The 26,294-nt window shown below is 46.1% G+C and carries 24 protein-coding genes; 22 read left to right on the top strand and 2 right to left on the bottom strand.

Annotated features, from left to right (window positions below; all coding sequences use genetic code 11):
• Positions 1 to 166: 166 nt before the first annotated feature.
• From JC525_RS11595 to JC525_RS11495, 21 genes are all read left to right on the top strand, one after another.
• Positions 167 to 1,639, top strand: a complete 1,473-nt coding sequence (locus JC525_RS11595; protein WP_198815984.1) for a flavin-containing monooxygenase — start codon at positions 167 to 169, stop codon at positions 1,637 to 1,639.
• 31 nt (positions 1,640 to 1,670) lie between these two features.
• A complete protein-coding gene (locus JC525_RS11590) occupies positions 1,671 to 2,579 on the top strand; it encodes an alpha/beta fold hydrolase (protein ID WP_198815983.1) in 909 nt (302 codons plus the stop codon).
• A 175-nt stretch (positions 2,580 to 2,754) separates the two neighbouring features.
• Positions 2,755 to 3,240 (top strand): Fe-S cluster assembly transcriptional regulator IscR, encoded by a 486-nt coding sequence (gene iscR / locus JC525_RS11585; RefSeq protein ID WP_105931634.1) that lies wholly within the window; start codon positions 2,755 to 2,757, stop codon positions 3,238 to 3,240.
• Between the two features lie 18 nt (positions 3,241 to 3,258).
• Positions 3,259 to 4,425, top strand: coding sequence for an IscS subfamily cysteine desulfurase (locus tag JC525_RS11580; RefSeq protein ID WP_198815982.1), 1,167 nt, complete (start codon positions 3,259 to 3,261; stop codon positions 4,423 to 4,425).
• Between the two features lie 339 nt (positions 4,426 to 4,764).
• Positions 4,765 to 6,201, top strand: coding sequence for a Fe-S cluster assembly protein SufB (gene sufB, locus JC525_RS11575; RefSeq protein ID WP_198815981.1), 1,437 nt, complete (start codon positions 4,765 to 4,767; stop codon positions 6,199 to 6,201).
• 3 nt (positions 6,202 to 6,204) lie between these two features.
• Positions 6,205 to 6,966: a Fe-S cluster assembly ATPase SufC gene (sufC, locus tag JC525_RS11570; protein WP_198815980.1), complete on the top strand. Its 762-nt coding sequence runs from the start codon at positions 6,205 to 6,207 to the stop codon at positions 6,964 to 6,966.
• Positions 6,963 to 8,219 carry a Fe-S cluster assembly protein SufD gene (sufD, locus tag JC525_RS11565; protein WP_198815979.1) on the top strand — a complete coding sequence of 419 codons (1,257 nt, stop codon included), beginning with the start codon at positions 6,963 to 6,965 and terminating at the stop codon, positions 8,217 to 8,219. Before sufC ends, sufD begins: the two co-directional genes overlap by 4 nt.
• On the top strand, positions 8,216 to 9,433 hold the full coding sequence (locus JC525_RS11560; protein WP_198815978.1) for an aminotransferase class V-fold PLP-dependent enzyme: 1,218 nt from the start codon (positions 8,216 to 8,218) through the stop codon (positions 9,431 to 9,433). The genes sufD and JC525_RS11560 overlap by 4 nt, the downstream gene beginning before the upstream one ends.
• 9 nt (positions 9,434 to 9,442) lie before the next feature.
• Entirely contained in the window at positions 9,443 to 9,799 is a 357-nt protein-coding gene (locus JC525_RS11555; protein ID WP_120961366.1) for a HesB/IscA family protein, read from the top strand.
• Positions 9,800 to 9,849: 50 nt separating this feature from the next.
• Positions 9,850 to 10,383: a putative Fe-S cluster assembly protein SufT gene (sufT, locus tag JC525_RS11550; RefSeq protein WP_198815977.1), complete on the top strand. Its 534-nt coding sequence runs from the start codon at positions 9,850 to 9,852 to the stop codon at positions 10,381 to 10,383.
• A 59-nt stretch (positions 10,384 to 10,442) separates the two neighbouring features.
• Entirely contained in the window at positions 10,443 to 10,853 is a 411-nt protein-coding gene (locus tag JC525_RS11545) for a SufE family protein (RefSeq protein WP_198815976.1), read from the top strand.
• A gap of 315 nt (positions 10,854 to 11,168) precedes the next feature.
• On the top strand, positions 11,169 to 11,600 hold the full coding sequence (gene ndk / locus JC525_RS11540; protein ID WP_012519000.1) for a nucleoside-diphosphate kinase: 432 nt from the start codon (positions 11,169 to 11,171) through the stop codon (positions 11,598 to 11,600).
• A 309-nt stretch (positions 11,601 to 11,909) separates the two neighbouring features.
• Positions 11,910 to 13,028, top strand: a complete 1,119-nt coding sequence (locus JC525_RS11535) for a bifunctional tRNA (adenosine(37)-C2)-methyltransferase TrmG/ribosomal RNA large subunit methyltransferase RlmN (protein ID WP_198815975.1) — start codon at positions 11,910 to 11,912, stop codon at positions 13,026 to 13,028.
• A gap of 24 nt (positions 13,029 to 13,052) precedes the next feature.
• Positions 13,053 to 14,243, top strand: coding sequence for a type IV pilus biogenesis/stability protein PilW (gene pilW, locus JC525_RS11530; protein WP_198815974.1), 1,191 nt, complete (start codon positions 13,053 to 13,055; stop codon positions 14,241 to 14,243).
• 6 nt (positions 14,244 to 14,249) lie between these two features.
• Complete coding sequence (locus JC525_RS11525; protein ID WP_198815973.1) at positions 14,250 to 15,296, top strand: RodZ domain-containing protein; 1,047 nt, start codon at positions 14,250 to 14,252, stop codon at positions 15,294 to 15,296.
• An 8-nt stretch (positions 15,297 to 15,304) separates the two neighbouring features.
• Positions 15,305 to 16,423: a flavodoxin-dependent (E)-4-hydroxy-3-methylbut-2-enyl-diphosphate synthase gene (ispG, locus tag JC525_RS11520; RefSeq protein ID WP_198815972.1), complete on the top strand. Its 1,119-nt coding sequence runs from the start codon at positions 15,305 to 15,307 to the stop codon at positions 16,421 to 16,423.
• Positions 16,424 to 16,505: 82 nt separating this feature from the next.
• A complete protein-coding gene (gene hisS, locus JC525_RS11515) occupies positions 16,506 to 17,789 on the top strand; it encodes a histidine--tRNA ligase (protein WP_198815971.1) in 1,284 nt (427 codons plus the stop codon).
• Positions 17,790 to 17,801: 12 nt separating this feature from the next.
• Positions 17,802 to 18,422 carry a YfgM family protein gene (locus JC525_RS11510; protein ID WP_105931648.1) on the top strand — a complete coding sequence of 207 codons (621 nt, stop codon included), beginning with the start codon at positions 17,802 to 17,804 and terminating at the stop codon, positions 18,420 to 18,422.
• 46 nt (positions 18,423 to 18,468) lie between these two features.
• Positions 18,469 to 19,728: an outer membrane protein assembly factor BamB gene (bamB, locus tag JC525_RS11505; protein WP_198815970.1), complete on the top strand. Its 1,260-nt coding sequence runs from the start codon at positions 18,469 to 18,471 to the stop codon at positions 19,726 to 19,728.
• A 306-nt stretch (positions 19,729 to 20,034) separates the two neighbouring features.
• Entirely contained in the window at positions 20,035 to 21,480 is a 1,446-nt protein-coding gene (der, locus tag JC525_RS11500; RefSeq protein WP_198815969.1) for a ribosome biogenesis GTPase Der, read from the top strand.
• A 394-nt stretch (positions 21,481 to 21,874) separates the two neighbouring features.
• Positions 21,875 to 22,054, top strand: a complete 180-nt coding sequence (locus JC525_RS11495; protein WP_198815968.1) for an exodeoxyribonuclease VII large subunit — start codon at positions 21,875 to 21,877, stop codon at positions 22,052 to 22,054.
• Here the strand turns inward: JC525_RS11495 and JC525_RS11490 are convergent.
• Entirely contained in the window at positions 22,051 to 23,151 is a 1,101-nt protein-coding gene (locus JC525_RS11490) for a hypothetical protein (RefSeq protein WP_233095137.1), read from the bottom strand. The genes JC525_RS11495 and JC525_RS11490 overlap by 4 nt on opposite strands.
• Before the next feature lie 75 nt (positions 23,152 to 23,226).
• Positions 23,227 to 24,579 carry an exodeoxyribonuclease VII large subunit gene (xseA, locus tag JC525_RS11485; RefSeq protein ID WP_198815966.1) on the bottom strand — a complete coding sequence of 451 codons (1,353 nt, stop codon included), beginning with the start codon at positions 24,577 to 24,579 and terminating at the stop codon, positions 23,227 to 23,229.
• Positions 24,580 to 24,679: 100 nt separating this feature from the next.
• On the opposite strand from xseA, the gene guaB reads away from it, so the two are divergent.
• Entirely contained in the window at positions 24,680 to 26,149 is a 1,470-nt protein-coding gene (guaB, locus tag JC525_RS11480; protein WP_198815965.1) for an IMP dehydrogenase, read from the top strand.
• The last annotated feature ends 145 nt before the right edge of the window (positions 26,150 to 26,294 follow it).

The following is a 26,294-nucleotide window of genomic DNA, read 5'->3' as shown; positions in this document are numbered from 1 at the left end:
CACTGAGTCATTCCTATAAGTGTAAAGGACGAGCCTTAAGCTAAGCTTTAACCCAGCATTAATGCGATAATATGTTGTGTTAACCTTAAATTAACAGTCTTAATTGACTACTCCCCATCTTGAACATACATTGATGTGAAATGTTAGTCATCACTTCAGGTCAAGTATGCAAAAGACAGTGCCATTTTTAGATGTATTGATTGTTGGCGCGGGAATCTCCGGAATTGGTTGTGCGTACCACATTCAAAAGAAATGTCCTGACTTGTCCTATTCGATTATTGAGGCACGAGGTGATCTCGGCGGCACTTGGGATTTATTTAAGTACCCGGGAATTCGGTCAGACTCCGATTTATTTACCTTCGGTTACGACTTCAAACCGTGGAAAGAAAAAAAAGCCATTGCAGATGGACATTCAATAAAGGCTTACATAGAAGAGACGGCAGTCGAAAGCGGAATTAAAAAGCACATACGCTTTTTAACCCGTGTTGTTGATATAAATTGGCAAACTGACAAACAGTATTGGCTGGTAACGCTTGAGTCTGAACAAAGCGGGCAAAGTGAACAAGTAGCTGCAAGGTGGATCTTCAATGCGTCAGGCTATTATCGTTATGACAAAGGTTATACGCCAGATTTTTCAGGGCAATGCCGTTTTAACGGTCAAATCGTTCATCCTCAGCACTGGCCCGAAGATCTGGAATACGCAAATAAAAGAGTTGTCGTAATAGGCAGCGGTGCGACGGCGGTAACCCTGGTTCCTGCAATTGCAAAAACAGCCTCGCACGTGACAATGCTGCAAAGAACGCCGTCTTATGTATTGCCTGTGCCTGTAGAAGATCCTATCGCAAAGTATTTACGCGCCTTGTTTAACGACGATATCGCATTTAATGCTGCCAGACGGTTTAATATTGCGAAACAGCGCTGGGTATATGCATTTTGCCAGCGCTTCCCGAAACGAGCCCGAAAAATCATACGCAGCCTAAACATCAAAATGCTGCCTGAAGGCTATCCTGTCGATAAGCACTTCAATCCTCCTTATAATCCTTGGGAGCAAAGGCTTTGCGCTGTTCCAGGCGGAGACTTGTTCGAATCAATCTCCAGTGGAAAGGCCTCGGTTGCCACCGATACTATCGATACTTTTACCGAAACGGGTATTCAACTTGAGTCAGGCGAACATTTAGATGCTGATATTATTGTTACTGCCACAGGGTTGAATCTTTTACCGTTAGGGGGGCTTATTCCCAAGATAGATGGCGACCCCGTGTCCCTTCCAACATGCGTCACGTACAAAGGCATGTTGCTTAGTGGTGTCCCTAACTTCGCTATTGCGGTGGGGTACACAGCGTCTTCTTGGACGTTAAAAATAGGGCTTTTGTGCGAGCATTTTACACGGTTACTGAATCACATGAAGCATCACGGCTTTTTGCAGTGTACGCCTATTGCAGATCCAGATATGGAAACACAGCCGCTGCTAAACTTCGGTGCAGGATATATTCAACGGTCATTAGACAAGCTACCCCGGCAAGGTATGCATTTTCCCTGGTCGATGTCGTTCAACTATGCAGAAGATGTGAAGATTTTTCGCAAAGGTTGCGTTGATGACCCTGCGCTGAAATTTGAAAAAAGAGCAGAGCAAGGCTGATGATTTTGTCGAAAATTTCAAGAGAAATAATATGAGCTTAGCGCAGCATAATGAACAGTATATAACGCTAAAATGCGGCGACAAATTTTGCTACGCAGAGCACGGAGCGGGCAATGACGACACCCTAATTTTAATAGCTGGGCTAGGCTTACAGCTTGTATATTGGCCCAAAGCTCTTATTGAGCGGTTAGTTGAAAGTGGTTTACATGTAATTTGCTTTGATAACCGTGATGCCGGCCGTTCTGTTCGTAGTAATACTCCTCACCCTAATTTATTGCAGCAGTTGCGGGGTAGAGCGCCCAAAGATGCTTACGGTTTAGACAAAATGGCTGAGGATACCGTGCAGCTAATGTCAGCATTGAACATTGAGAATGCACATATCGTAGGCATGTCGATGGGTGGAATGATAGCCCAAACGCTGGCCAGCGAATATCCTAAAAATGTTAAGTCTTTAACCTCGATTTTTTCTACAACAGGGAATAGACGGGTAGGGCAGCCCTCTTATTCAACGCTATTGCGAATGGCCAGAGCAAAAGCGCCGATGAATGAAAGCGAGGCCATTAAAAACTACCACGCTATGATGACCCATATTGGCGATGGTGTGGCAGAAGATGCTATTAATCAGTGGCATCAATATGCGCGACTAGCATGGCAAAGAAATGGCGCAAAGAGTGACGCTAAAGCCATGTTTAGACAAATTGGAGCTATAATGAAGTCCGGCGATCGCACCACATCGCTTCAGAAGATCACTGCCCCTACGTTAGTGATACATGGTGATGTGGATCGCATGGTTCACCCAAGTGGCGGTGCCGCTACAGCAAAAGCAATATCGGGGGCGAAACATCAGGTTCTGCGCGGGTTGCGCCACCAAATTGATACCCTTCAGTCCCATCGAATAGCAGACAGTATTCTCGCCCACATTCATCTAAACACTGAGTAAGATGACTGCCTTTAATGTAGTTCGTCTATCTCAAGGAGTGTGAGTCACTCTTTTTTCATTTAGAAATCCGATTGCACCCATCAATAATACTTGACTATTTTACTAGGTTTTATACTTGACCAATTTAGTCGGGTATGTGAGAATTTCAGCCATCACAAAACGGCGGGAGAATCCAATGAAACTCACTTCTAAAGGGCGCTATGCGGTTACCGCGATGCTTGACGTCGCTTTGCATTCAAAGCGTGGTCCAGTGCCTCTTGCCGACATTTCAGAACGACAAGAAATCTCCTTATCCTATTTAGAACAGCTTTTTTCTCGCCTTCGTAAAGAGAAACTAGTAGATAGTGTTCGTGGTCCTGGCGGCGGTTATTTATTAGGCCGTGAAGCCAGCGAGATAGCGATAGGAGAGGTCATTCGCGCAGTGGATGAATCAATCGACGCCACACGCTGTCAAGGTCAAGCTGACTGTCAAGGCGGCGACCGCTGTCTAACCCATAGCCTGTGGCAGGATTTAAGTGATCGAATCGCTACGTTTTTAAATTCAATCACGTTAGGTGAGCTAATGGCAAAGCGGGATGTTCAAGAGGTCGCTGGTCGTCAAGACAGTAACGCATCCCTGCGTCACATAACTAGCGACATTGAAGTAAGTATTCAACTCTAAGTAGGTTTTGACTAACCCATGGCTTTATCAACACCCATTTATCTAGACTACGCCGCAACTACACCGGTAGACCCACTCGTTGCCGAGGCAATGGCAAAGTGCCTGACACTTGACGGAAACTTTGGCAATCCAGCCTCTCGTAGCTATCGATTTGGCTGGATGGCAGAAGAAGCGGTAGATGTCGCAAGAAATCAAATAAGCGACGCCCTCAACTGTGACCCAAGAGAAATTGTATTTACCTCAGGTGCCACCGAGTCTAATAATCTTGCGATAAAAGGCGTAGCCGAGGGATATGCCGAGAAAGGTAAGCATATTATTACCGTGGCCACTGAACATAAGGCAGTCCTAGACACTTGCGAGTACCTGGAAAACCAAGGCTTTGAAGTTACTTATCTTAAGGTACAAGAAGACGGGCTGATAAAATTAACAGATCTAGAAAATGCGCTGCGCGAAGACACCATTTTAGTGTCTGTTATGCACGTGAATAATGAGCTAGGTGTAATTCAAGATATTCAAGCTATTGGTGATATTTGCCGCGGGCATGATGTGCTTTTTCATGTGGATGGAGCGCAAAGCGTGGGTAAAATTGCAATGGATTTGGCGGAGTTACCCATAGATTTGCTGTCGATGTCGGCTCACAAGATGTATGGCCCGAAAGGAATGGGAGCACTTTACGTCCGCCGACGTCCTAAAATTAAGTTAGTTTCACAAATTCACGGTGGCGGGCACGAACGGGGCATGCGCTCGGGTACGCTAGCTACTCACCAAATTGTTGGAATGGGTGAAGCGCTTTCTTTAGCCGTATCTAAGATGGATGATGATAATGCGCGCATACTCGCCCTTAGAAATTCACTTTGGCAAGGCTTGCAGCAACTAGACGATATTTATCTTAACGGCCATGCGACACAGCGTATAGCAGGTATTCTTAATGTTAGTTTTGCTGGTGTTGATGGTGAAAGCCTAATGATGGGGTTGAACGATATTGCGGTATCGTCTGGCTCAGCATGTACATCGGCGAGCTTAGAGCCTTCATATGTATTAAAGGCTATCGGTCGAAGCAACGAACTTGCCCATGCGGGCATTCGTTTTAGCGTTGGACGTTTTACGACCCAAGATGACATAGATTACGTAGTAAAGAAGGTTGTTGACGTAACGACGAAATTACGTGCTGCAATTACCGCGTGAATCACCATTCAGAGTGAGTCTTCATGTGAAGACTATGAATTAAAATTAATAGCCATGGGGCGCAGAAAATGCCACATGTAGCGTCAAAAGAGTATTTACCGCTGTAAAATAGCGGCTGAATATTTGAGTGAAATAGTCGGGTATTATATACTACGGCACCAAAATTTTAGGCTGTCCTCAATGTAACTGGCAGTTTCGGCCGTTTAGGTAAGCGTATAGATGCTTAACAGATTAAAGGCCGAACAAAAGTGAGTACTTAAATTACCAAGACCGTGGGGTAATTTAATCGTCAGGAAAGCAAAGTGGCAGCAAATGCAGGCAAACAAGTGAGATCCCAACATGAGTGAACAGATCGAACAGGCGTTAGAAAGAAAGTACGATGCGGGTTTCTATTCAGAAATCGAATCAGAAACGTTTGAAAGCGGCCTGGACGAGTCGGTTATCCGCCGCATATCAGCAATGAAAAATGAGCCAGAATGGATGCTTGAATGGCGTTTGAAGTCTTATCGTGCATGGCTCGAAATGGAAGAGCCAGATTGGGCACACGTTGACTATCCTAAAATCGACTATCAATCAATTTCTTACTACTCGGCACCAAAGAGTATGAAAGATAAGCCGAAGTCGCTAGATGAAGTTGACCCTGAGCTACTGCGTACCTATGAGAAGCTGGGTATACCGCTGCACGAACAAGAAATGTTAGCGGGTGTTGCAGTTGACGCCGTATTCGACTCGGTCTCTGTTGTGACCACATATCGCGAAAAGCTCGAAGAAGCGGGCGTTATTTTCTGCCCGATTTCTGAAGCGGTTCACAAATATCCAGACCTTGTTAAGAAATACATTGGTTCAGTAGTTCCGCGCACAGATAACTACTTCGCAGCGCTAAACAGCGCGGTATTTACAGATGGTTCATTCGTTTATATTCCAAAAGGCACACGCTGCCCAATGGAGCTTTCTACTTATTTCCGTATTAACGAAATGAACACGGGGCAGTTCGAACGTACGTTGATTGTTGCCGACGAAGGCAGCTACGTGAGCTATCTAGAAGGTTGTACTGCACCGCAGCGCGACGAAAACCAGCTGCACGCTGCGGTGGTTGAATTAGTTGCGATGGACGACGCCCAAATCAAATACTCAACGGTACAAAACTGGTACCCGGGTGATGAAAACGGCAAAGGCGGTATCTACAATTTCGTAACGAAACGCGGTATTGCGCATACCAACGCGAAAATATCATGGACGCAGGTAGAAACGGGCTCTGCGGTAACGTGGAAGTACCCTAGCTGTATTCTTAAAGGCGACAACAGTGTGGGTGAGTTCTACTCAGTAGCGTTAACGCGCGGTCGTCAGCAGGCCGATACCGGTACGAAGATGATCCATGTGGGTAAAAATACCAGGTCGACCATCATCTCCAAGGGTATCTCAGCGGGTAACAGCAACAATGCTTATCGCGGACTGGTTCAAATGGGCCCGCGCGCAGACGGTGCACGTAACTTCACCGAGTGCGACTCGCTACTTATCGGCGACAAGTGTGGCGCTCACACGTTCCCTTATATCGAAAGCCGTAACCCTTCGGCCATTGTTGAGCACGAAGCAACAACATCGAAGGTGAGCGACGAACAATTATTCTTGTGTCAGCAACGCGGTCTAGACACAGAGAAAGCCGTTTCTATGATTGTTAACGGCTTCTGTAAAGAAGTATTCAAAGAGCTGCCAATGGAATTTGCCGTAGAAGCCGGCAAACTGCTCGAAATTAGTCTTGAAGGTTCAGTGGGGTAATCAATGCTTAGTATCAAGAATTTACATGCCAGCGTGGAAGAGAAAAACATCATTAAGGGTCTTAACCTTGAAGTTAAACCTGGTGAAGTACACGCTATCATGGGCCCTAACGGTGCCGGTAAAAGTACACTAGGTTACGTGCTCTCTGGGCGTGACGGCTATGAAGTAAGTGAAGGTGAAGCGACCCTTAACGGTAAAAATTTGCTTGAGCTTGATGTTGAAGAGCGTGCGCGAGAAGGTCTTTTCCTTGCGTTTCAATACCCAGTAGAGATTCCTGGCGTTAGCAACATGGAATTTATGAAAGAGTCGGTAAACGCCATGCGTGAAGAGCGCGGCGAAGCGCCACTGACTGCTGCTGAGTTCCTTAAAAAGGCGAAAGAGGCATGTAAGCAAGTTCAGCTTCCACTAGACTTTCTTAAGCGCGGTGTAAACGAAGGTTTCTCAGGTGGTGAGAAGAAGCGTAACGAAATCATGCAAATGATTTTGCTAGAGCCAAAACTTTGTATTCTTGACGAATCAGACTCTGGCCTTGACGTCGACGCCCTACAGGTTGTTGCCGATGGCGTAAATAGCCAACGCGACGGTGAGCGCAGCTTCATTGTTGTTACTCACTACCAGCGTCTTCTTGACTACATCAAGCCTGACTTTGTACACATTCTTGCCGACGGTAAAATCGTCAAAAGTGGCGATGCGTCATTAGCGCTAGAAGTAGAAAAGAGCGGATACGCATTCCTAGGTAAGGCGTACGAGGAGGCTGAGGCATGAGTCAATGGCTAGAACAGGTCATTGATACAGCGCAGCGCGACGACTATTTATCGCCCGTGCGTCAACAGGCCTTAGCACAGTTAAAAGCCGACGGTTGGCCAGCTCGAAGAAGTGAGAGCTGGCGTTTTACGCCGCTCACGTCTGTAGAAAAGCGTGAAGCAAAACAAGCTGTACAAGCTGAGAACCTGCCAGTACCGGCTATAGATAACCTTAATGCTCTAGACTTGATTTTTGTTGATGGCGTTTTGATAACACAGGTTAATACGTTAGACGTACCGGCTGGCATGACAATCACGTCACTAAATACCGATGATGCTGCAACACAGCAGGCCATAAGTAGCGTATATGGTCAGGTTAAACCTGCCCGTCATATGTTTGGTTTGGTGAACGATGCATTATGCCAACACGGTGTATTTATCAACGTAGAAGCAAACGCGAAAATTGATACGCCGGTTCGTATCGTAAACATGGCCTCACAAGATGTAGATGCGCATACCCGCGTAGTCGTGAAAGTCGCTGAAGGCGCAAGCGCTACCGTCATTGAGCAAGGCTTCGGTGATACCGAAAGCTTAACAACCGCGTTTGCTGAATACGATTTAGGTGATGATGCTCATCTAGAGCATTATCGTTTTGCCATGTTTACTGGCAAAGCAAAACAGTTAGGTGGTAGCCACTTTAAACTTCACAACCGCACTACGCTCAACAGCACTATGGTGGGGTATGGCAGTGAGTTATCCCGTTTAGACGTTGATATCCATCACGCTGGCGAATTTGCCGATGCGAAAATGAACGCCATTTATCTTCTGGCTGAGGGCGAACTATTCGATCTTCACTCAACGATTGAGCATGCCATGCCCAATGGCACGACAGAAGAAAATGCGCGCGGCATCGTAGGTGACAAAGCCCGTGCTGTATTCAATGGCCGTATCCATATTCATCGTGATGCTCAGAAAACGTTAGCAGAGCTTAACAACCGTAATTTGTTGCTATCTCGCCGTGGCGTTATTAACACTAAGCCTGAGCTTGAAATTTACGCTGATGACGTTAAATGTGCCCACGGCGCAACGGTTGCCGAAATTGAAGAAGAATCGCTGTACTACATGCTAACCCGCGGGATTTCTCGCAGCAAAGCGTTGGTCATGCTTAATTTTGGGTTTATTCAAGAGCTTATCAACGACGTGCCCAATGCGGCGGTGCGTGAATGGCTAGCACCTATCTTGAGTGAGCGTTTCTCCCAAATGGAGGTTAAATGAGCTTAGACGTTGCAGCACTTCGTGCCCAGTTTCCCATTTTATCTAAAACGGTAGACGGCAAGCCGCTCGTCTATCTTGATAATGCAGCGACAACGCAAAAGCCTCAGGCTGTAATTGACGCGCTTGTCGACTTTTATACAGGGACGAATGCGAACGTGCACCGCGGCGCGCATCATCTATCGGATGAGGCGACCCGCCGCTATGAAAATGCACGTACCAGCGTAGCTAAGTTTATTAACGCAACGGTTCGCGAAGAAGTCATCTGGACTGCCGGCACTACTGAAGCCATTAACATAGTGGCGAATGGGGTAGGTCAGCTTCTTAGCGAAGGCGATGAAGTAATGGTGACTGAACTTGAGCATCACGCCAATTTAGTTACGTGGCAGCAGGCCTGCAGACGTGCTGGTGCAACGCTCAACATTGTTCCAATCTTCGATAGCGGAGAACTTGACGTTGACGCATTCGATAGATTGCTGTCTGAAAACACCAAGATGGTGGCTTTTCCTCATGTTTCTAATGCGCTAGGCACCGTCAACCCTATCAAGTTACTCACCCAAAAAGCCAAAGCTGTTGGTGCATGGGTTCTAGTTGATGGCGCACAGGGCATCGCTCACGGCGGTGTTGACGTTCAAGATATTGGCTGCGATTTCTACGCTTTTTCTGGTCACAAATTGTTTGGCCCAACGGGCATCGGTTGCCTATGGGGTAAAAAAGACGTGCTAGAAACCTGGCCGGTTTGGCAGGTTGGCGGCGAAATGATTAAAGATGTCACTTACCATGAAGCTACATGGGGAGCGTTACCAAATCGTTTGGAAGCAGGCACGCCTAACATTGCCGGTGCTATCGGCATGGGAGCCGCAGTAGATTGGTTTAGTGGCCTTGATGTAAAAGCCTTGCACGAGCACGAGCAAAAACTGCTTGCTTATGCGACACAGCAGGCTGAAGCACTTGAAGGCATGCGTATCATAGGAACGGCCCCTAATAAGGTTGGCGTCCTAAGCTTTGCACTTGATGGCGCACACCCGGCTGATATTGGGTTTATCTTAGACAGGCAAGGTGTGGCGATTCGCACTGGCGATAATTGTGCCCAGCCATTAATGAAGCGTCTCGGTGTTCCCGGTACTGCTCGTGCATCGTTCTCAATTTATAACACGCTTGAAGAAGTGGACAGCCTATTTGCTGCACTTAAAAAAGCAAAAATGATGTTGGCCTAAGGAGGCATTATGAGTGTTGAAACTTTCGTACCTAGTACAAAGCTCATTACGCTAACTGACAGTGCCGTTAAGCATTTCGAAAGTAAGCTTAAAGACAAACCTGGTCAGTTAATTCGTTTATCAACAAAAGTCAGCGGCTGTACGGGTTATGCTTATGTGCTTGATTTTGCTGATAGTGCGCAGGCGGGCGATGAGATAGTAGAAATCTCTCCTATTGTGAATGTGGCAGTAGCTGCAGATGCAACAGACCTTTTGCGTAACACAGAAATTGATTACGTAACGGAAGGCGTAAACGGCGTTATTAAATACAACAACCCGAACGTGGTTGATGAGTGCGGGTGTGGTGAGAGCTTTAACGTAGGCTAAGCGCCGCGATAAAGATCATCAACAGTAGAACTAAGAGTACTAAGTAGTTTATGAAGCAAAAAATGGTGACCACCGAGCGCGACTGTAAAGCGCGCTTAGTTCCTGCGGGTAACCCTACCGTGATCCCTGAAGGCGAGTTTGTGAATATCACCCAAGAGCTCGGTGGTAACTATACGGTAACGTGGCGCGGCAATATGTACCGTATTGATGGTACAGATGCTGGTGCAATTGGCCGTAAAGCCATGACGCTTAGCTTTGACGCCCCCGAAGATGGAAACATCAGCGAACAGCAGGTGTGGGACGCGTTAGAAACTATTTACGACCCCGAAATTCCGATAAACCTCGTGTCCCTTGGTCTCATTTATAAAGTGGTTATTGACCAGGCATCAGGCGCTGTAAATATCGATATGACGCTTACTGCGCCCGGATGCGGCATGGGGCCGGTATTAGTTGGTGACGTTGAGTATCGAGTTGCTATGGTGCCACACGTTAAGGATGTTAACGTAGAACTCGTCTTCGACCCTGCATGGTCACGGGATATGATGAGCGAAGAAGCTCAGCTTGAAGCGGGTTTATTCTTTTAAGCGGTTAAGTTAACTTAGCGTCCAATTCATTTTCTTTTTACAAAATTACGGAAATAGCAATGCAACTACCTAGCAGTGACGAAATTATTGATGATTTAGCGTTCTTCGATGATTGGGAACAGCGTTATCAATACATCATTGATTTAGGAAAATCTATTCCGGGTTTACCTGAAGATGCAAAAACGCCCGAGCGCCTAGTTAAAGGCTGTCAGAGCAGTGTCTGGTTGGTTGAGTCGTATGATGGCAGCAAAATTAACTTTGATGTCGATAGTGACGCGGTTATTGTTCAAGGGTTACTCGCTCTGGTGCTTGCGGCGTACAATAACAAAACGCCTAGCGATATTTTAGCGTTTGATATAGACGGCTATTTCGAAGCGTTGGACTTGGAGCGCCATATCACCCCAACAAGAGGGAATGGTTTGCGCGCAATAGTTGGAAAGATCCAAGAGCTAGCAAAAGCGAATGCTTAGTACTTTATAGTTTTTGACGCCATAGCCAAATACGAGTTGATTACTTGAGACACTTAGCTGAATAGATGTTCTGTTACTCCATTTTAGTTCTTTGCTCAGGGCAGATATTGCGGCTATCAAATGTCTGCCGTCGCAAAATAAAGTATACACTGTCATCAAATTGTCATGGTCTACGCGTTAATCTGACGACACATCTTAATAAAAAACAACACGTTACGCCTGTTTTAAAAAGGCGCTGGTCAAGCCGTTATTAATTGCCTATAATTCGCGGCCAAAATTTTAAAGATACATACACTAATTGTTTGGAGAGAGAACATGGCTCTTGAGCGTACTTTTTCGATTATCAAGCCTGATGCGGTAGCTAAAAACGTTATCGGTGCAATTTACAACCGTTTCGAATCTGCAGGTCTTCGCATCGTGGCATCTAAGATGATCCACATGAGCAAAGAGCAAGCAGAAGGCTTCTATGCAGAACACAAAGAGCGTCCTTTCTTCGGCGCACTGGTAGACTTCATGACGTCTGGTCCAGTGATGGTTCAAGTACTAGAAGGTGAAAACGCTGTTCTAGCTAACCGTGAAATCATGGGCGCAACGAACCCAGCTGATGCCGCTGCAGGTACACTTCGCTCTGACTACGCTGCGTCAATCGACGAAAACGCAGTCCACGGTTCTGACGCTCCAGAATCTGCAGCGCGTGAAATCGCATACTTCTTCTCTGAAGAAGAAATCTGCCCACGTACTCGCTAAGATTACGGAAGTAGAAAAAACGAGGCTACAGCGCCTCGTTTTTTTTGCGCTGAAAAAGAGGAGATGTGCGTTTTATGCGCTCTGCGTGTTTCTCATATAGTTAAGCTAAATTAGGCGTTTCAAGTATAGCCAAACTTAACGATACTCTGCGTTAAATCGGCTTTTTCTCAAATCTCATCTGTGGTAAAATCCGCACAAATTTTAATCAGCAGCCATTCGCTGTTCAAGCGATCTTCAAGTTGCCTGATTTTTACACCATTTTTAGCAGTAAGAGGGGCATCCCTCGAAGGTACAAGGGTCATCGTATTCATGGCAAAAACTAACTTATTAAATCTAAATCGCGAAGGCTTGCGCAGTTTCTTTAAGGAAATGGGCGAGAAACCATTTCGTGCCGATCAGGTAATGAAATGGATTTACCAGCACGGTGTTAGCGATTTCGAGGAAATGAGTAACCTCAATAAAAACCTTCGTGCCATGCTTATTGAAAATTGCGAAATTAAAGCCCCAGAGATTGCATACTTTCAAGAAGCTAGCGATGGAACTATCAAATTCGCGCTGTCCTTAGAGGGCGGTCAAGAGGTAGAGTCGGTTTGGATCCCAGAGACCGACCGTGCAACTCTGTGTGTTTCTTCGCAAGTGGGTTGCGCCCTTGAATGTACTTTCTGTTCAACGGCCCAGCAGGGATTTAACCGTAACCTCAGTGTAAGCGAAATTATCGGTCAGGTATGGCGCGTTGCCACCTTCCTTGGGCTTTCTAAGGATACAAGCAAGCGTCCAATTACAAATGTTGTGATGATGGGAATGGGCGAGCCGCTGTTAAACCTTAAAAACGTGGTGCCAGCAATGGATATCATGTTAGACGATTTTGGCTTTGGTTTATCAAAACGCCGTGTCACATTAAGTACCTCTGGTGTTGTACCAGCGCTTGATATGCTTGGCGATCAAATTGACGTTGCGCTTGCTATTTCACTACATGCGCCAACGGACGAGTTGCGTAACGAAATTGTACCTGTGAATAAAAAGTACAACATCGAGGCTTTCTTAGCGGGTGTGAGACGTTACCTTGCTAAGTCTAAAGCGAACCAAGGTCGTGTGACGGTTGAATATGTGATGCTTTCGAATATCAACGACAGCACTGAGCAGGCTCATCAGCTGGCAAAGGTATTGAAAGATACACCGAGCAAAATAAACTTAATACCTTTCAATCCCTACCCAGGTTCTCCATACACCTGTTCGAGCAATTCTCGTATCGATAGGTTCGCTAAAGTGCTTATGGAATATGGGTTTACCACCGTAGTGCGTAAAACACGAGGCGATGATATCGACGCTGCATGCGGTCAATTAGTGGGCGATGTAGTAGATAGAACGAAAAGAATGTTAAAAAAACAGGTGAAGGGCGAGGCAATTTCAGTAAAAATGGCCCAATAATCATTAAGATATTAGGGTAAGACTATGGTTGCAGGATTGCGCACTTCACTTCGCGTTGGTTTATTAAGTGCGGTTTTATTAGCGACTGGCTGTGTAAGTAACAGCCAGTCTGGCTTGTACGGTGGTAATTTCGACCACGAGGAAGCGGCAAGAACACGCACGTCGCTTGGGCTTACCTACCTTAAAAACAATAATTATACTCAAGCAAAAAAGAACCTAGACAAGGCGCTAGAGTTCAATCCACGCTCTGCGGACGTTCAATTTGCTATGGCCTATTATTACCAGCTGGTTGGTGATAACCGCCGTGCCGAAGAGTTCTATCAAACCGCTATCGAAATAGCCCCTGATAATGGTGACATTGCCAATAGCTATGGTGCGTTTAAATGTCAAAACGGCGAATATGACGACGCAAAGCGTTATTTCTTTAAAGCCATCAATAATCGCCTTTACGCGAATGCGGCCCAAACCTATGAAAATCTCGCACTATGCGCACAAAGCCAAGGCGAATTAGAAGATGCGATGGGTTATCTTCAAGAAGCGCTAAATCATCAGCCGGCGCGAGGTAAATCCCTTTTCTTATTAAGTGAATTGTATACTGTAACAGAACAGTGGGATCTCGCTGAGTCTACTTTACGTAAATATGAGCGTGTCGCCAGGGTGTCTCCAGACTATTTATGGCTAGCCTATGAAGTGGCAAAAGGTAAGGGCGATTACGACGCCGCTAATGATTACGGTAATATGATGGTTTCTGTCTATCCCGAGAGTGGACTAACCCAGCGCTATCTAGCCGAACGAAAAACGATGCAAAGCAAAGTGGTTAGAACGGTGAAATCTACCAAAGCAGAACCGAGTAATGGTCAAGGTTCAAGTTCGGGAGAAGATGATAAGGCAGAGGATAAGCCTCTAGAGCAAACCTTAAAGGCTGAATCGAGTAGCGGTGAAAATGATTCGAAACAACAGTCTACACTTCATAAAGATGAAGAGGCGCCTGAGGTAAACCTTGCGTTGGACAACGAAACGAACCAAAACACTGAATTATCAGCCCAAAGTAATAAATTCCATGTAGTAAAAGACGGTGAAAACTTATATCGTATTTCTTTACTGCACAATATCAGAATGGCGACACTGCAGGAGTGGAATAACCTAGAGAATACTGGCGCTATTATTGCTGGTCAGAAGCTTTGGTTAGTACCACCTAATATGCAGGAGGAATAAGGTTTAATGGTGTCAGAAGAAAACGCGAATCAAGAAGTAATTTCGCAACAAGAAGAAAATACGCCAAGCCCTGGGGCAATGCTAAAAGCACGCCGAGAGAAGTTGGGTTTATCTCAACAGGATATTGCTGACAAACTTTTCTTAAAATCAAAGCAAATCAATGACTTAGAAGGCGATATCATTGACGAAAAGTCATCTGTGACGTTTACGAAGGGATACGTAAGAAACTATGCCAAACAATTAGGCATGAATTCTCACGAAGTTATTGAGGCTTTTGAGCGGTATCACAATCAAACATCGGTCCCATCTTCAGAAAAACTTCAAAGTTTTTCAAAGCGTGTCGCCAAACAGACACACGATGACCGCTGGATGATGGTCACCTATGTTATTTTGCTGCTTATCATCGCTGGCGTAGTCATGTGGTGGTATCAGCAGCCAGGTGATGAAGCGGTTTCAGAAGTCCCGCTCAGTGAAGCTGTTAAGCGAGAGGCGGCTAATACACCTATCACACCTGAGGGTGATGCATCGAATCGAAGTCAGCTAGGTGGCAGTGATTTATCAAGTAAGCCTGCATCATCAACGTCTTCTAGTGATGGAGTTTTCAATTCAAACGCTTCTTCAATGGAAGAGTCAACTACCGATAATGAACTTGATTTACAAAGCGATGAATTTGCACAAGACGGTAGTATAAACGAAGGGGCTATTTCAGCCCCTGATACGGACATTGACGAAAGCAATAATTTAACGGCGTTAGTAAGCAGTAATAGCCAATCTGAACCTAATCTTGGAATTGCCGCAGAAAGTGATGCTGCGCCCATTTCTATGGTTTTTACTTTCGTTGACGATTGCTGGGTTAATATAAAAGACGCGTCCGGCGAAGCAATTGCCTACGGGGTTAAGCAAAAAGGACGTGTGATGGAAATTCAGGGTGTCCCTCCTGTTGAAGTTACGCTCGGCGCACCGGATAATGTGCGTATATCAGTTAACGGCGAGACTGTTGATATTTCTTCATACCAGAACGGTAAAACAGCTCGGTTCGCACTTCCTTTATAGGTAATCAGATGTTTGCAGATAGCCCTATTAAACGCAGAAAGTCTACGCGTATTAATGTAGGTAACGTTCCCATTGGCGATGGCGCTCCCATTGCTGTTCAGTCTATGACAAATACTCGCACCACTGATGTGGCGGCGACAGTCGAACAAATTAATCGCATTGTTGCTGTGGGAGGGGAGATCGTTCGCGTATCTGTCCCCACCATGGAAGCGGCTGAAGCGTTCAAAGAAATTAAAAAGCAGGTGAGTGTGCCACTCGTGGCTGATATCCACTTCGATTATCGTATTGCCCTCAAAGTGGCGGAATACGGTGTGGATTGCTTGCGTATAAACCCCGGTAATATCGGTAACATGGAACGCGTGCGCTCTGTTGTTGATTGTGCGAAAGACAAAAATATTCCTATTCGCATTGGTGTGAACGGCGGTTCTTTAGAAAAAGATTTGCAAGAAAAGTATGGCGAACCTACCCCAGAAGCACTTGTTGAGTCTGCCATGCGACACGTTGATATTCTCGACAAGCTTAACTTCGATCAGTTCAAGGTAAGTGTTAAAGCTTCGGATGTCTTTCTTGCTGTAGGTGCATACCGTTTGTTGGCGCAAAAAATTGATCAACCTCTTCATTTGGGCATCACTGAAGCTGGCGGTCAACGGGCGGGCGCAGTCAAAAGTGCGGTAGGTCTTGGCATGCTATTGGCTGAAGGTATAGGCGATACTATTCGCGTGTCTCTTGCAGCTGACCCAGTAGAAGAAATAAAGGTGGGCTTTGATATATTGAAGTCACTGCGCATTCGTTCTCGTGGGATCAATTTCATTGCGTGCCCGAGTTGCTCAAGACAAGAGTTTGACGTAATCGGCACAGTGAATGCCCTTGAACAAAGACTGGAAGACATCCTTACGCCAATGGATGTGTCTATCATAGGTTGCGTGGTTAATGGTCCTGGTGAGGCGGAAGTGTCTGACTTAGGCCTTACCGGAGCGCGTAACATGAGCGGCCTTTACGAAGACGGCAAACGTGTAAAAGAACGTCTTCCAAATGATGACTTGGTCGACAAACTTGAGGCAAAAATACGCGCAAAAGCATCCCGTATAAGTGAACAAAATAAAATACAGGTCTCGGTAAAAGACTAAGAGGTTTTTTGTTCATTGTTGTTTATTCCTAAAGCCCCTATAATGCGGGGCTTTTCACTATATAGCAGTATGAGAATTTCACGTGGCTAAGACTATTCAGGCAATTCGAGGCATGAATGACTGCCTACCGGAGATTTCCGGTACGTGGCAAAAGGTAGAATCTGTACTTCGTCAAGTGGTGGCGAGTTACGGTTACCAGGAAATACGTACTCCCATCGTTGAAAGCACCGACTTATTCAAGCGTTCAATCGGTGAAGTAACCGATATCGTTGAAAAAGAGATGTACACCTTCGACGATAGAAATGGCGACAGTTTGACGCTTCGTCCCGAAGGCACAGCAAGCTGCGTGCGTGCAGGTAACGAGCACGGTTTATTGTATAACCAACAACAGCGTTTGTGGTACATGGGCCCGATGTTTCGCCACGAACGTCCACAAAAAGGTCGCTATCGCCAGTTCCACCAATTTGGTGTGGAAACCTATGGTATGGATGGCCCAGACATTGACCTAGAGGTTATTTTACTTAGCGCACGTTTTTGGAAAGTGTTCGGTATTGAGCAGCATGTAAAACTGCAAATAAATACCCTAGGCTCAAACGAAGCGCGAGCAGCCTATCGCGATACGCTAGTGGAGTTCTTAAAAGAAAGAGCTGACCAGCTAGATGAAGATTCATTACGCCGACTAGAAACTAACCCGCTTCGCGTGCTCGATTCTAAGAACCCAGATGTTCAAGCGGCTATTGCCGATGCGCCAGCCCTTATCGATCACCTGGATGAAGAATCTAAAGTTCACTTTGAAACGCTTTGCGCGCGCTTAACGCAAGCGGGCATTGAATTTGAAATAAACCCTCGTTTAGTACGCGGACTAGATTACTACAACCGTACTGTGTTCGAATGGGTTACCGATAGCCTAGGCGCCCAAGGCACCGTATGTGCAGGTGGTCGCTACGATGGCTTGGTAGAACAGTTAGGCGGTAAAGCAACACCAGCGGTTGGCTTTGCCATGGGCATAGAACGTTTGGTACTGTTGCTAACAACGCTAACACAAGAAGGCCAAGATTCAAGTTTTGCTGACGTTTACGTAACGGCAATGGGCGATGAGGCACAGTCTTACGCAATAGAAGTAGCAGAACATCTTCGTACTCGGCTTCCAAATACACGCATTATGATGCACTGTGGCGGCGGCAACTTTAAAAAACAATTAAAGCGTGCAGATAAAACAGGTGCACGTTTGGCGCTGCTTTTAGGTAATGACGAAATGCAGTCTCGCGAAGTAGGTGTGAAGCCACTACGCGACGGCCAAGAACAAGTTACAGTTAGCTTTGATGCCTTATCTGATAAGGTTGCAGAGATGCTGGGCGCACAATAAAAAGAGGACATCATGGAACAGTTCGCAACAGAAGAACAACAAGTAGAAGCGATCAAGCGCTTTTGGAAAGAACACGGTACCGCAATCATTGTTGGTGCTGCACTAGGTTTAGGCGGTCTTTGGGGCTGGCGTTATTACTCAGATGCGCAAATTGAAAGCAAAGAAGCAGCATCTGTTGCATACCAAAATGCCGTTGAGACTTTTGGCACCGAAGGCAGCGATGCAAAAGTGAATGCGTTTATCGAAGAGAATAAAGACAGTGGCTATGCGAGTATCGCGGGTCTACTAGCGGCTAAGCAAGCGGTAGATGCTGGTGATTTAGACGCAGCGGCATCGCATTTAAATAGCGTTGTTACCTTTGCTGAAAACGATGAATTAAAAGTACTTGCGTCACTTCGTTTAGCTCGCGTGCAAATTGAAATGAACCAGCTGGACGCGGCGTTGTCTACGCTTAGCAATGTAACAAACGACGCATTTTCAGCAGAAGTTTCTGAACTAAAAGGCGACGTGTATCAGAAACAAGGCAAGTTTGACGATGCTCGTTTAGCTTATTCAAATGCGTTAGAAAAAAATGCCAACAATCCGCTTTTACAAATGAAGCTAGATAACCTTTCGGTATCTGCAGCTCAGTAAGCGATAGCCCCATTGGGCTGGTGTAAATAATAAAGAGGTACGCAATTTGTTTCACAACACGTGTGGCCGTAAAGGTCGATTTGCTCGCACGATAGGTATGGCACTCGCGGTGTCTATCACAATGTCAGGCTGTTCAACCATTTCTGATTGGTTTGCAGACGACGAAGAAATAGAAATTCGCCGTTTGAAGCCGATTGAAGCTAAGTTCTCTCCACAGGTAGCCTGGGACCGTGATATTGGAGACGGTGTAGACCACTATTTTTCACGTCTTCGCCCGGTTTACGCATACGACAAATTATATGCAGCAGACCGTCACGGTGTCGTTGTGGCGATGGAGCCAGAGTCTGGAAAGGTGTTGTGGCAAAAAGACTTCGCTCAGTTTCGTTCTGAAGGCATGATGAGCGCGGTAACCAAGTTATGGCGTAGCGGCGAAACTGCGCGAATTGGTGGTATTGCCGTTGCCGATAGACATGTATTTATCGGCACTGAGAACGGTCACGTTGCGGCAATGGACGCAGAAAGCGGTGAGCTTGTTTGGGAAGCCACTGTGCCAGGTGAAATTCTAGCAGCGCCTGCAGCGGACGAAGGCATTTTAGTTGTAAATACAGGTGCAGGCAGTCTTTTCGGTTTTAACACGCGCACTGGCGAGCAGTTGTGGAGACATGAAGGCGACACCCCTCCATTAACCCTTCGCGGCATTTCAGGCCCTATTGCGTCTAACGGTGGCGCTATCGTAGGTACGCCGACTGGAAAGATTCAGGTGAACCTTATCGAAACAGGGGTGCTTGCATGGGAAACCGTTATAGCGACACCTTCGGGTGCAACTGAGCTAGAGCGTATTGTTGATATCGATACCACACCAGTATTGTTTGGCGGCACTATTTATACGGTCTCTTACAACGGCACATTAGCTGCAGTCGAACTTCGTTCTGGTCGCGTTATTTGGAAACGTGAATATGCATCATTTCGCAATCTGAGTATTGAGGGGAACAAAATCTTCGTAGTAGACAATAATTCTAACGTTTACGCCCTCGACAGACGCAATGGTGTAGAACTATGGTCTCAAGGCTTACTCAAGCAGCGTTCGCTAACTGCTGCCACGCCTGTGGGCGACCACATTGTGGTTGGCGATAACTGGGGTTTCCTTCATTGGATTGAACAGGAAACCGGTGAAATCGTAGCTCGCTTGGATGTAGGCGGCGATGACGAAGACGACGCTATTTTTGCTGCGCCTCTTAAGGTGGATGACAGTGTAGTTGCGGTAACGCGAAATGGCGTTGTTGCGTCGGTGCGCATACCAAACTAATAGAGTTGCGGCGTAACAACCGTGTCTAGCAGAGGCGTTTCGGGTGATAGTCGAAGCGCCTTTATTTTTGTCTACAATAGTGCATACACAGCCTTCGAGCACCTAATTCATTTTGTTGTGGCAATGTGTTAAGTCCCCCCAGAACTGCATTGGTATTAGGTTGTGAACAAGGTATAATGCGCCCATTCTCGAAAGCCTCATCTAAAACACCACGTGTGAGAGAATCATTCTCTTAAACCTAGTTTGTGATATTTGGTGTGCATGGCTTGTGCTTTTTTAGCTTTCATGACCCTTAGGATCTGATAAATGTTACCCGTTGTTGCTTTGGTTGGCCGCCCAAATGTGGGCAAGTCAACCTTGTTTAATCGCCTTACAAATACCCGCGATGCACTCGTTGCTGATTACCCGGGCCTTACTCGCGACCGTAAATATGGCCAGGCGAAATTTGAAAAGCGCCAGTTTATCGTAGTGGATACCGGCGGTATTACGGGCGATGAAGAGGGCATTGATGCTGAAATGGCCCAACAGTCACTTTTAGCTATAGAAGAGGCGGATGTCGTTCTATTTTTAGTGGATGCGAGGGCGGGTTTACTGCCAGCAGACCAAGGTATCGCTGACCACCTTCGCCGCATAAACAAAAAGGTATTTGTTGTAGCCAACAAGGTTGATGGCATTGATGGCGACAGTGAAAGCGCTGAGTTTTATTCACTTGGTTTAGGTGCGATAAAGCAAATTGCGGCTGCTCACGGGCGCGGCATAAGCCAACTATTACAAGATGCGCTTAAACCTCTGGAAGTTGATTTTCCTGATATGGAAATTATCGAAGAAGAGCCAGAGGAAGAGGAAGATGCGGAAACCCAGCGTCAGCGCTTGCAAGAACTTCCCATCAAACTGGCTATAGTAGGCAAACCAAACGTGGGTAAATCTACGCTCACGAACCGTATTCTCGGTGAAGAGCGCGTTGTTGTATACGATATGCCAGGCACGACGCGAGACAGCGTTTATATCCCTATGGAGCGCGATGAGAGAGAGTACATTCTCATCGATACCGCGGGGGTGAGAAAGCGCAGAAAAATCAGCGAAGCGGTGGAGAAATTTTCAATTGTAAAAACCCTTCAGGCCATCGAAGAGGCCAATGTGGTTTTACTAGTCATTGATGCCCGAGAGGGGATCACTGATCAGGACTTAAGCCTACTGGGCTTTGTGCTTAATTCCGGCCGTTCACTGGTGGTAGCCGTGAATAAATGGGATGGATTGAGTACTGATGTTAAAGACGATATCAAACGTGAGATGGATCGTCGTTTAGGCTTTATTGATTTCGCCCGTATTCACTTTATTTCCGCACTGCATGGCTCTGGTGTCGGTAATTTGTTTGAATCAGTGCAAGAGGCCTACTCAAGCGCCACTAAGCGTATTAATACCGCACTACTGACGCAAATTATGGAAATGGCACAGGACGACCATCAACCACCTCTTGTGCGCGGTCGTCGAGTGAAAATGAAGTATGCCCACGCTGGCGGATACAACCCACCAGTGATTGTAATTCATGGTAACCAAGTTGACGACTTGCCGAGCTCTTACAAACGTTTCTTGATGAATTACTTTAGAAAAGCGCTTGAGATTATGGGGACGCCTATTAAGATTGAGTTCAGAGAAGGTGCCAATCCATTCGAAGGTAAAAAGGCCAATTTAACCTTGGCGCAGCAGCGTAAGCGCCGACGCATGATGTCTTACTATAAAGATAAAAAATAACGGGTTAAAACTAAGGCGCTATTTATGATTAAGTTTAGGTAGCGTCCTGTTTCCATGAGATGTTCAGTCATAGTCCCGCGCTCTTCTCCAGTTTAAGCTGAGGTATAGTATGATGAAATACTGGGCGAGTTGGATTCAAGTCAGCGGTGTGTCACACTTTTCTAGATTAGTCTTACTTAATTAACTAACTGTTTTTATTAATTTAATCAACTGAGTCATAATTACACTCAGATTGTATTCTTTTCCTTTTTTCCACACCTGCCGTTTATCAGTAACTACCTTTGTTGTCATTGAATCTCTTTAAATTCGTAGGGTAACAACGGCAGGAGGTTGTGGAGTAATTTTTGCAATCAACCTTGATTCAGCGAACCACTAGCCACGTTAAGGAGTAACTGTGTCAGTAGAAAAATTGTTTAATGTCGCTACACCACTTCAGAAGAATCAGATGTATAACTGGTTTGACAGATACAAATCAAAAGAACAACAAAAGGTTTATATTCTGAGCAGCGATACAGAGAGGAAGTCAACATTGAAGGTCGCGCTGTCTAAGCGACTTACCGTAAAAAAAGCTTAGCGCTGGGTTTCTAAAAGCAAAGAACGAACCTTTTTCATCATTTCAGACTCTTCAGGTACTTCAACCTGAACAATCAACTGATTGACAATGTTATCTGAAAAATCAGGTGGAAAGGTGGTAGATACTTTTACAATCTTATCCTGCTGCCTAAATACATAGGTGGTTGCATAGATAGTTGGCGAGGTGTCTGAGGCCGCACTCAACCCCAGTTTCCATCCTGCTAATCGGCTATTTACCTCATAAGGTGACACTGGGCTAACTTGATACAAGGTTAGCTGTCGTAGCTCGGCGGTTGCGCGGGCTTTCTGCAAGTCACTTTCTAGTTGTTTTGGCAATAGTTCATTTTCTTCGATAGAAAGCTGACCTAAAAAAGGGTAAATAGTTACATCAACTAAGGCGTCTTCGAAATCCGGATGGGTATAGCGAGTGATTGCGCCGCTAAACGGGTCAGGGAAAAGCTGGGTGTCTAGTTTTGTGAATTCTCCAACGGTGTCTGGCACTTGCAGCGCTTCATCATAATTGCTTGCATTTAATGCATTAAATAAGAATTTGCTAGTGAATATTCCGCTTTGCTTCATGTGTTGAAGCCAGCGAGAGACCAAAAGATGTGCGTCTTTTTTGCCATCAAGGTTATCGATAGGGCTGCCGTCACGTGTAACGACGCCTGAATCAAACGATGAAGTATCTATTTCTACACCGCGCCATTGCAGCGTGAACTCAGCGAATTGCGTGGCATATTGCTGGTGCTCATTTGGCGCGGCACCTACATTGGCAATAAGCAACTCATAGTCGTTTCCCTCGCCATAAGGAAGTAGATTATCAAATTCGCCAGATTCGTTGAGAACTGTAATGAAGCTTTCTGGCGAAATAGCATCTTCGAAACACAGGTTGGTATTGTCTGTATCGGCTGGCGTTAAAAAGGCGAGTTTTTGTTGTGAATGACAGGCCTCAAGCAAGGCTTCGCTTGGGTAGGTAGAGAAAACAGACACGCTCTGGTTGACCGCATAGGCATGGGCAAAGCCAAACAGCATTGCCGAAGTAAAAAAGCGCGAGAAAAATACAGAGACTGGTGCTGAGTATTTTAAAATTTCGCCCAAGACTGTACGAGCCCGCTGGCACAAACTAGAAAACGAAATCGCTGTTACATAAACGGGCATAATACTAAAGGCTACCTATTGGCGCTGAATGCTTGTCACTTTACTGATTATTTCACCGTCCGTCACTCGTGATTTTATCTCATCGCCAATATTCACTTTATCCACGCTGTTGATAGCAGTTTTGTCTGTTAGTGTAATGCTATAGCCCCTCGCTAATGTTGAAAGCGGGCTCACAGATTGTAAGAGGCTGACCTTTCCTCCGAGTTCATTTTTCTTACTCTTGATAAGCGCGCTCATACTAGCGGTAAGTTTATTGCTGGCATACTCAAGTTTGTCCTTGGCTCGTGCGACCTTTGCCGCTGGAGATTGCTGGTTTAGCCTGTACTTCAGCGCGTGCAGTTGCTTTTCGGCGTTGGCTAGGTCACTTTGCATCTTATGTGCTAAACGAAGCTGCAGCCTGTCTAAGGTTTGCCACTGAGACTGAATACGGCTTTGAGGGTGCAACGCGTTCAAACGCTGCTTCTTTAGCGTTAGTTGCTGCTTACTTGCCTGCAAATACTGATTAATAGCCCGTGCTAATCGCTGTTTTTGCTGATTTAACGTTTGATAGAGGGCAGTTGAATCCTGGCTTAAGATTTCGGCAGCAGCTGATGGAGTAGGGGCGCGCAAATCAGCCACGAAATCGCTTATGGTGAAATCTACTTCATGGCCAACAGCGCTTACAATGGGCAGGCTACTCGCCGCGACTTCTCGTGCTAAGCCTTCATCGTTAAAACACCACAGGTCTTCTAACGAGCCGCCTCCCCGAGTGAGCAATAACACGTCGACTTCTGCACGCCTGTTGGCTGTGCGCAGTGCATTAATCAACTGTAGCGGCGCTGTTTCTCCCTGCACCATTGACGGATAGACAATGACTTCAGTTTGCGGACTACGGCGCTTCAATACACTCAATACATCGTGAAGTGCTGCTCCGCTTGATGAGGTGATTACGCCAATGCGATTAATGCGCTCTGGTAAAGGGCGCTTATTTGAAGTATCAAATAAACCTTCGTTGTTAAGTTTGAACTTCAACGCTTCAAACGCTTGCTTGAGTGCACCCTCGCCGTCGCTTTCCATATGCTCAACGACCAGTTGATAGTCGCCGCGCGCTTCGTAAAGCCCCACAGACGCGCGCACGAGTATTTTATCGCCTTCTTTGGGGCGAATACGCACATTGCGATTGGCCCCTTTAAACATCGCGGCTCGAACTTGAGCTTTATTATCTTTGAGCGTGAAGTACCAGTGCCCAGATGCTGCCGCAACAAAGTTAGAAATTTCGGCTGACAGCCAAATAAGACCAATCTCGCCCTCAAGTACGGTTCTGGCTAAGCGATTTAGCTTGGTAACTGTTAAAATTTGTCGAGATGTAGATGGCGAATTTGTAAACATAAAAAAAATCACAGGGTTTAATACATTTAGAGTTTACCTGAAAAACAAAAAACACTACAATTGCGCCGCAATTAACCCTCAACTGAATAGGTGTTGTTGCATGCTACGTATCATCCAAGAAGCCCTGACGTTTGACGATGTGTTGCTGGTTCCCGGCCACTCGACCGTCCTTCCCCATACTGCAAATTTACAGACCCGTCTAACGCGCGGTGTAACGCTGAATATTCCAATGGTGTCTGCTGCCATGGACACGGTTTCTGAAGCCCGACTCGCTATTGCGTTGGCTCAAGAGGGTGGTATTGGTTTCATTCACAAAAACATGAAACCTGAAGAGCAAGCTAAACACGTACGTGAAGTTAAAAAATACGAAAGCGGCGTGGTATCTGACCCGGTAACGGTAGAAGAAAACGCAACTATCGGTGAAGTTATCGCTCTCTCCAAGCGCCTAGGCTACTCAGGCTTCCCGGTAACAGACAAAGACAATAACCTGATTGGTATTGTGACAGGTCGCGACCTTCGTTTTGAAAAACGTTTAAACCTTCCTATTAGTAACGTCATGACCGGAAAGGATGATCTGGTAACGGTTAAAGAAGGTGCAAGCTCTGAGGTCGTGTTAGACCTTATGCATGAACACCGTATTGAAAAAATTCTAGTGGTTGACGACGCGTTCAAGCTAACCGGTTTGATCACAGTTAAAGATTTCCAAAAAGCAGAAAATAAGCCTAATGCATGTAAAGACTCGCTTGGTCGTCTTCGCGTGGGCGCAGCGGTAAGCGTCGGTCCAGGTACTGACGAGCGCATTGCGCTATTGGTTGAAGCCGGCGCTGATGTATTGCTTATTGACACGTCTCATGGCCATTCACAGGGCGTTATTGACCGTGTTAAGAAAGTGCGTGCCGACTACCCTGAAGTTCAGATTATTGCAGGTAACGTAGCAACAGGCGATGGTGCGAAAGCCCTAGCCGATGCAGGCGTAGATGCAGTTAAAGTGGGTATTGGCCCTGGTTCAATTTGTACAACTCGTATTGTTACCGGTTGTGGAGTACCACAAATTACTGCGGTATCTGATGCAGTTGAAGCGCTTAAAGGTACAGATATTCCTGTTATCGCTGACGGCGGTATTCGTTTTTCTGGTGACATTGCCAAGGCGCTGGCTGCTGGCGCAAGCTGCGTAATGGTCGGCAGTATGCTGGCGGGTACTGAAGAAGCACCAGGGGAAGTAGAGCTTTTTCAAGGCCGCTATTACAAATCTTATCGCGGAATGGGTTCATTAGGTGCTATGGATCAGAGCCATGGCTCGTCAGATCGCTATTTCCAAGAATCTGATAACGCGGAAAAATTGGTACCAGAGGGTATTGAAGGCCGCGTAGCGTATAAAGGTCCAATTGCGAACATTATTCACCAGCAAATGGGCGGCTTGCGTTCAGCCATGGGCTTAACTGGCTGTGCGACCATCGAAGAACTCAACACTAAAGCACAATTTGTGCGAGTGACGTCTGCCGGAATGGGTGAGAGTCACGTTCACGATGTAAGCATTACCAAAGAAGCGCCAAACTACCGCTTAGGTTAAGGCGAGTTATCGTTCAGCGTGGTCATAGTGTTTGACACAACCACGCTGTAAACCCATCCATGGGAGCTTGGCCTCGGCATCCATGCCTCGGACAGGTTGTTTACAAACACTATGCCCACGTTTTATTGCGAAACGTAGCTTAGTG

The sequence above is a fragment of the Alteromonas sp. IB21 genome (genome assembly GCF_016405965.1).
Classification (GTDB): domain Bacteria; phylum Pseudomonadota; class Gammaproteobacteria; order Enterobacterales; family Alteromonadaceae; genus Alteromonas.
Note: the sequence above shows the minus strand (reverse complement) of the source record. Positions and strands in the feature narration are given on the sequence as shown.

Excerpts from the sequence above, each read along its gene's own strand:
- JC525_RS11595 (WP_198815984.1), top strand. The coding sequence starts at position 167 with ATGCAAAAGACAGTGCCATTTTTAGATGTATTGATTGTTGGCGCGGGA.
- JC525_RS11590 (WP_198815983.1), top strand. The coding sequence starts at position 1,671 with ATGAGCTTAGCGCAGCATAATGAACAGTATATAACGCTAAAATGCGGC.
- iscR (WP_105931634.1), top strand. The coding sequence starts at position 2,755 with ATGAAACTCACTTCTAAAGGGCGCTATGCGGTTACCGCGATGCTTGAC.
- JC525_RS11580 (WP_198815982.1), top strand. The coding sequence starts at position 3,259 with ATGGCTTTATCAACACCCATTTATCTAGACTACGCCGCAACTACACCG.
- sufB (WP_198815981.1), top strand. The coding sequence starts at position 4,765 with ATGAGTGAACAGATCGAACAGGCGTTAGAAAGAAAGTACGATGCGGGT.
- sufC (WP_198815980.1), top strand. The coding sequence starts at position 6,205 with ATGCTTAGTATCAAGAATTTACATGCCAGCGTGGAAGAGAAAAACATC.
- sufD (WP_198815979.1), top strand. The coding sequence starts at position 6,963 with ATGAGTCAATGGCTAGAACAGGTCATTGATACAGCGCAGCGCGACGAC.
- JC525_RS11560 (WP_198815978.1), top strand. The coding sequence starts at position 8,216 with ATGAGCTTAGACGTTGCAGCACTTCGTGCCCAGTTTCCCATTTTATCT.
- JC525_RS11555 (WP_120961366.1), top strand. The coding sequence starts at position 9,443 with ATGAGTGTTGAAACTTTCGTACCTAGTACAAAGCTCATTACGCTAACT.
- sufT (WP_198815977.1), top strand. The coding sequence starts at position 9,850 with ATGAAGCAAAAAATGGTGACCACCGAGCGCGACTGTAAAGCGCGCTTA.
- JC525_RS11545 (WP_198815976.1), top strand. The coding sequence starts at position 10,443 with ATGCAACTACCTAGCAGTGACGAAATTATTGATGATTTAGCGTTCTTC.
- ndk (WP_012519000.1), top strand. The coding sequence starts at position 11,169 with ATGGCTCTTGAGCGTACTTTTTCGATTATCAAGCCTGATGCGGTAGCT.
- JC525_RS11535 (WP_198815975.1), top strand. The coding sequence starts at position 11,910 with ATGGCAAAAACTAACTTATTAAATCTAAATCGCGAAGGCTTGCGCAGT.
- pilW (WP_198815974.1), top strand. The coding sequence starts at position 13,053 with ATGGTTGCAGGATTGCGCACTTCACTTCGCGTTGGTTTATTAAGTGCG.
- JC525_RS11525 (WP_198815973.1), top strand. The coding sequence starts at position 14,250 with ATGGTGTCAGAAGAAAACGCGAATCAAGAAGTAATTTCGCAACAAGAA.
- ispG (WP_198815972.1), top strand. The coding sequence starts at position 15,305 with ATGTTTGCAGATAGCCCTATTAAACGCAGAAAGTCTACGCGTATTAAT.
- JC525_RS11510 (WP_105931648.1), top strand. The coding sequence starts at position 17,802 with ATGGAACAGTTCGCAACAGAAGAACAACAAGTAGAAGCGATCAAGCGC.
- der (WP_198815969.1), top strand. The coding sequence starts at position 20,035 with ATGTTACCCGTTGTTGCTTTGGTTGGCCGCCCAAATGTGGGCAAGTCA.
- xseA (WP_198815966.1), bottom strand. The coding sequence starts at position 24,579 with ATGTTTACAAATTCGCCATCTACATCTCGACAAATTTTAACAGTTACC.
- guaB (WP_198815965.1), top strand. The coding sequence starts at position 24,680 with ATGCTACGTATCATCCAAGAAGCCCTGACGTTTGACGATGTGTTGCTG.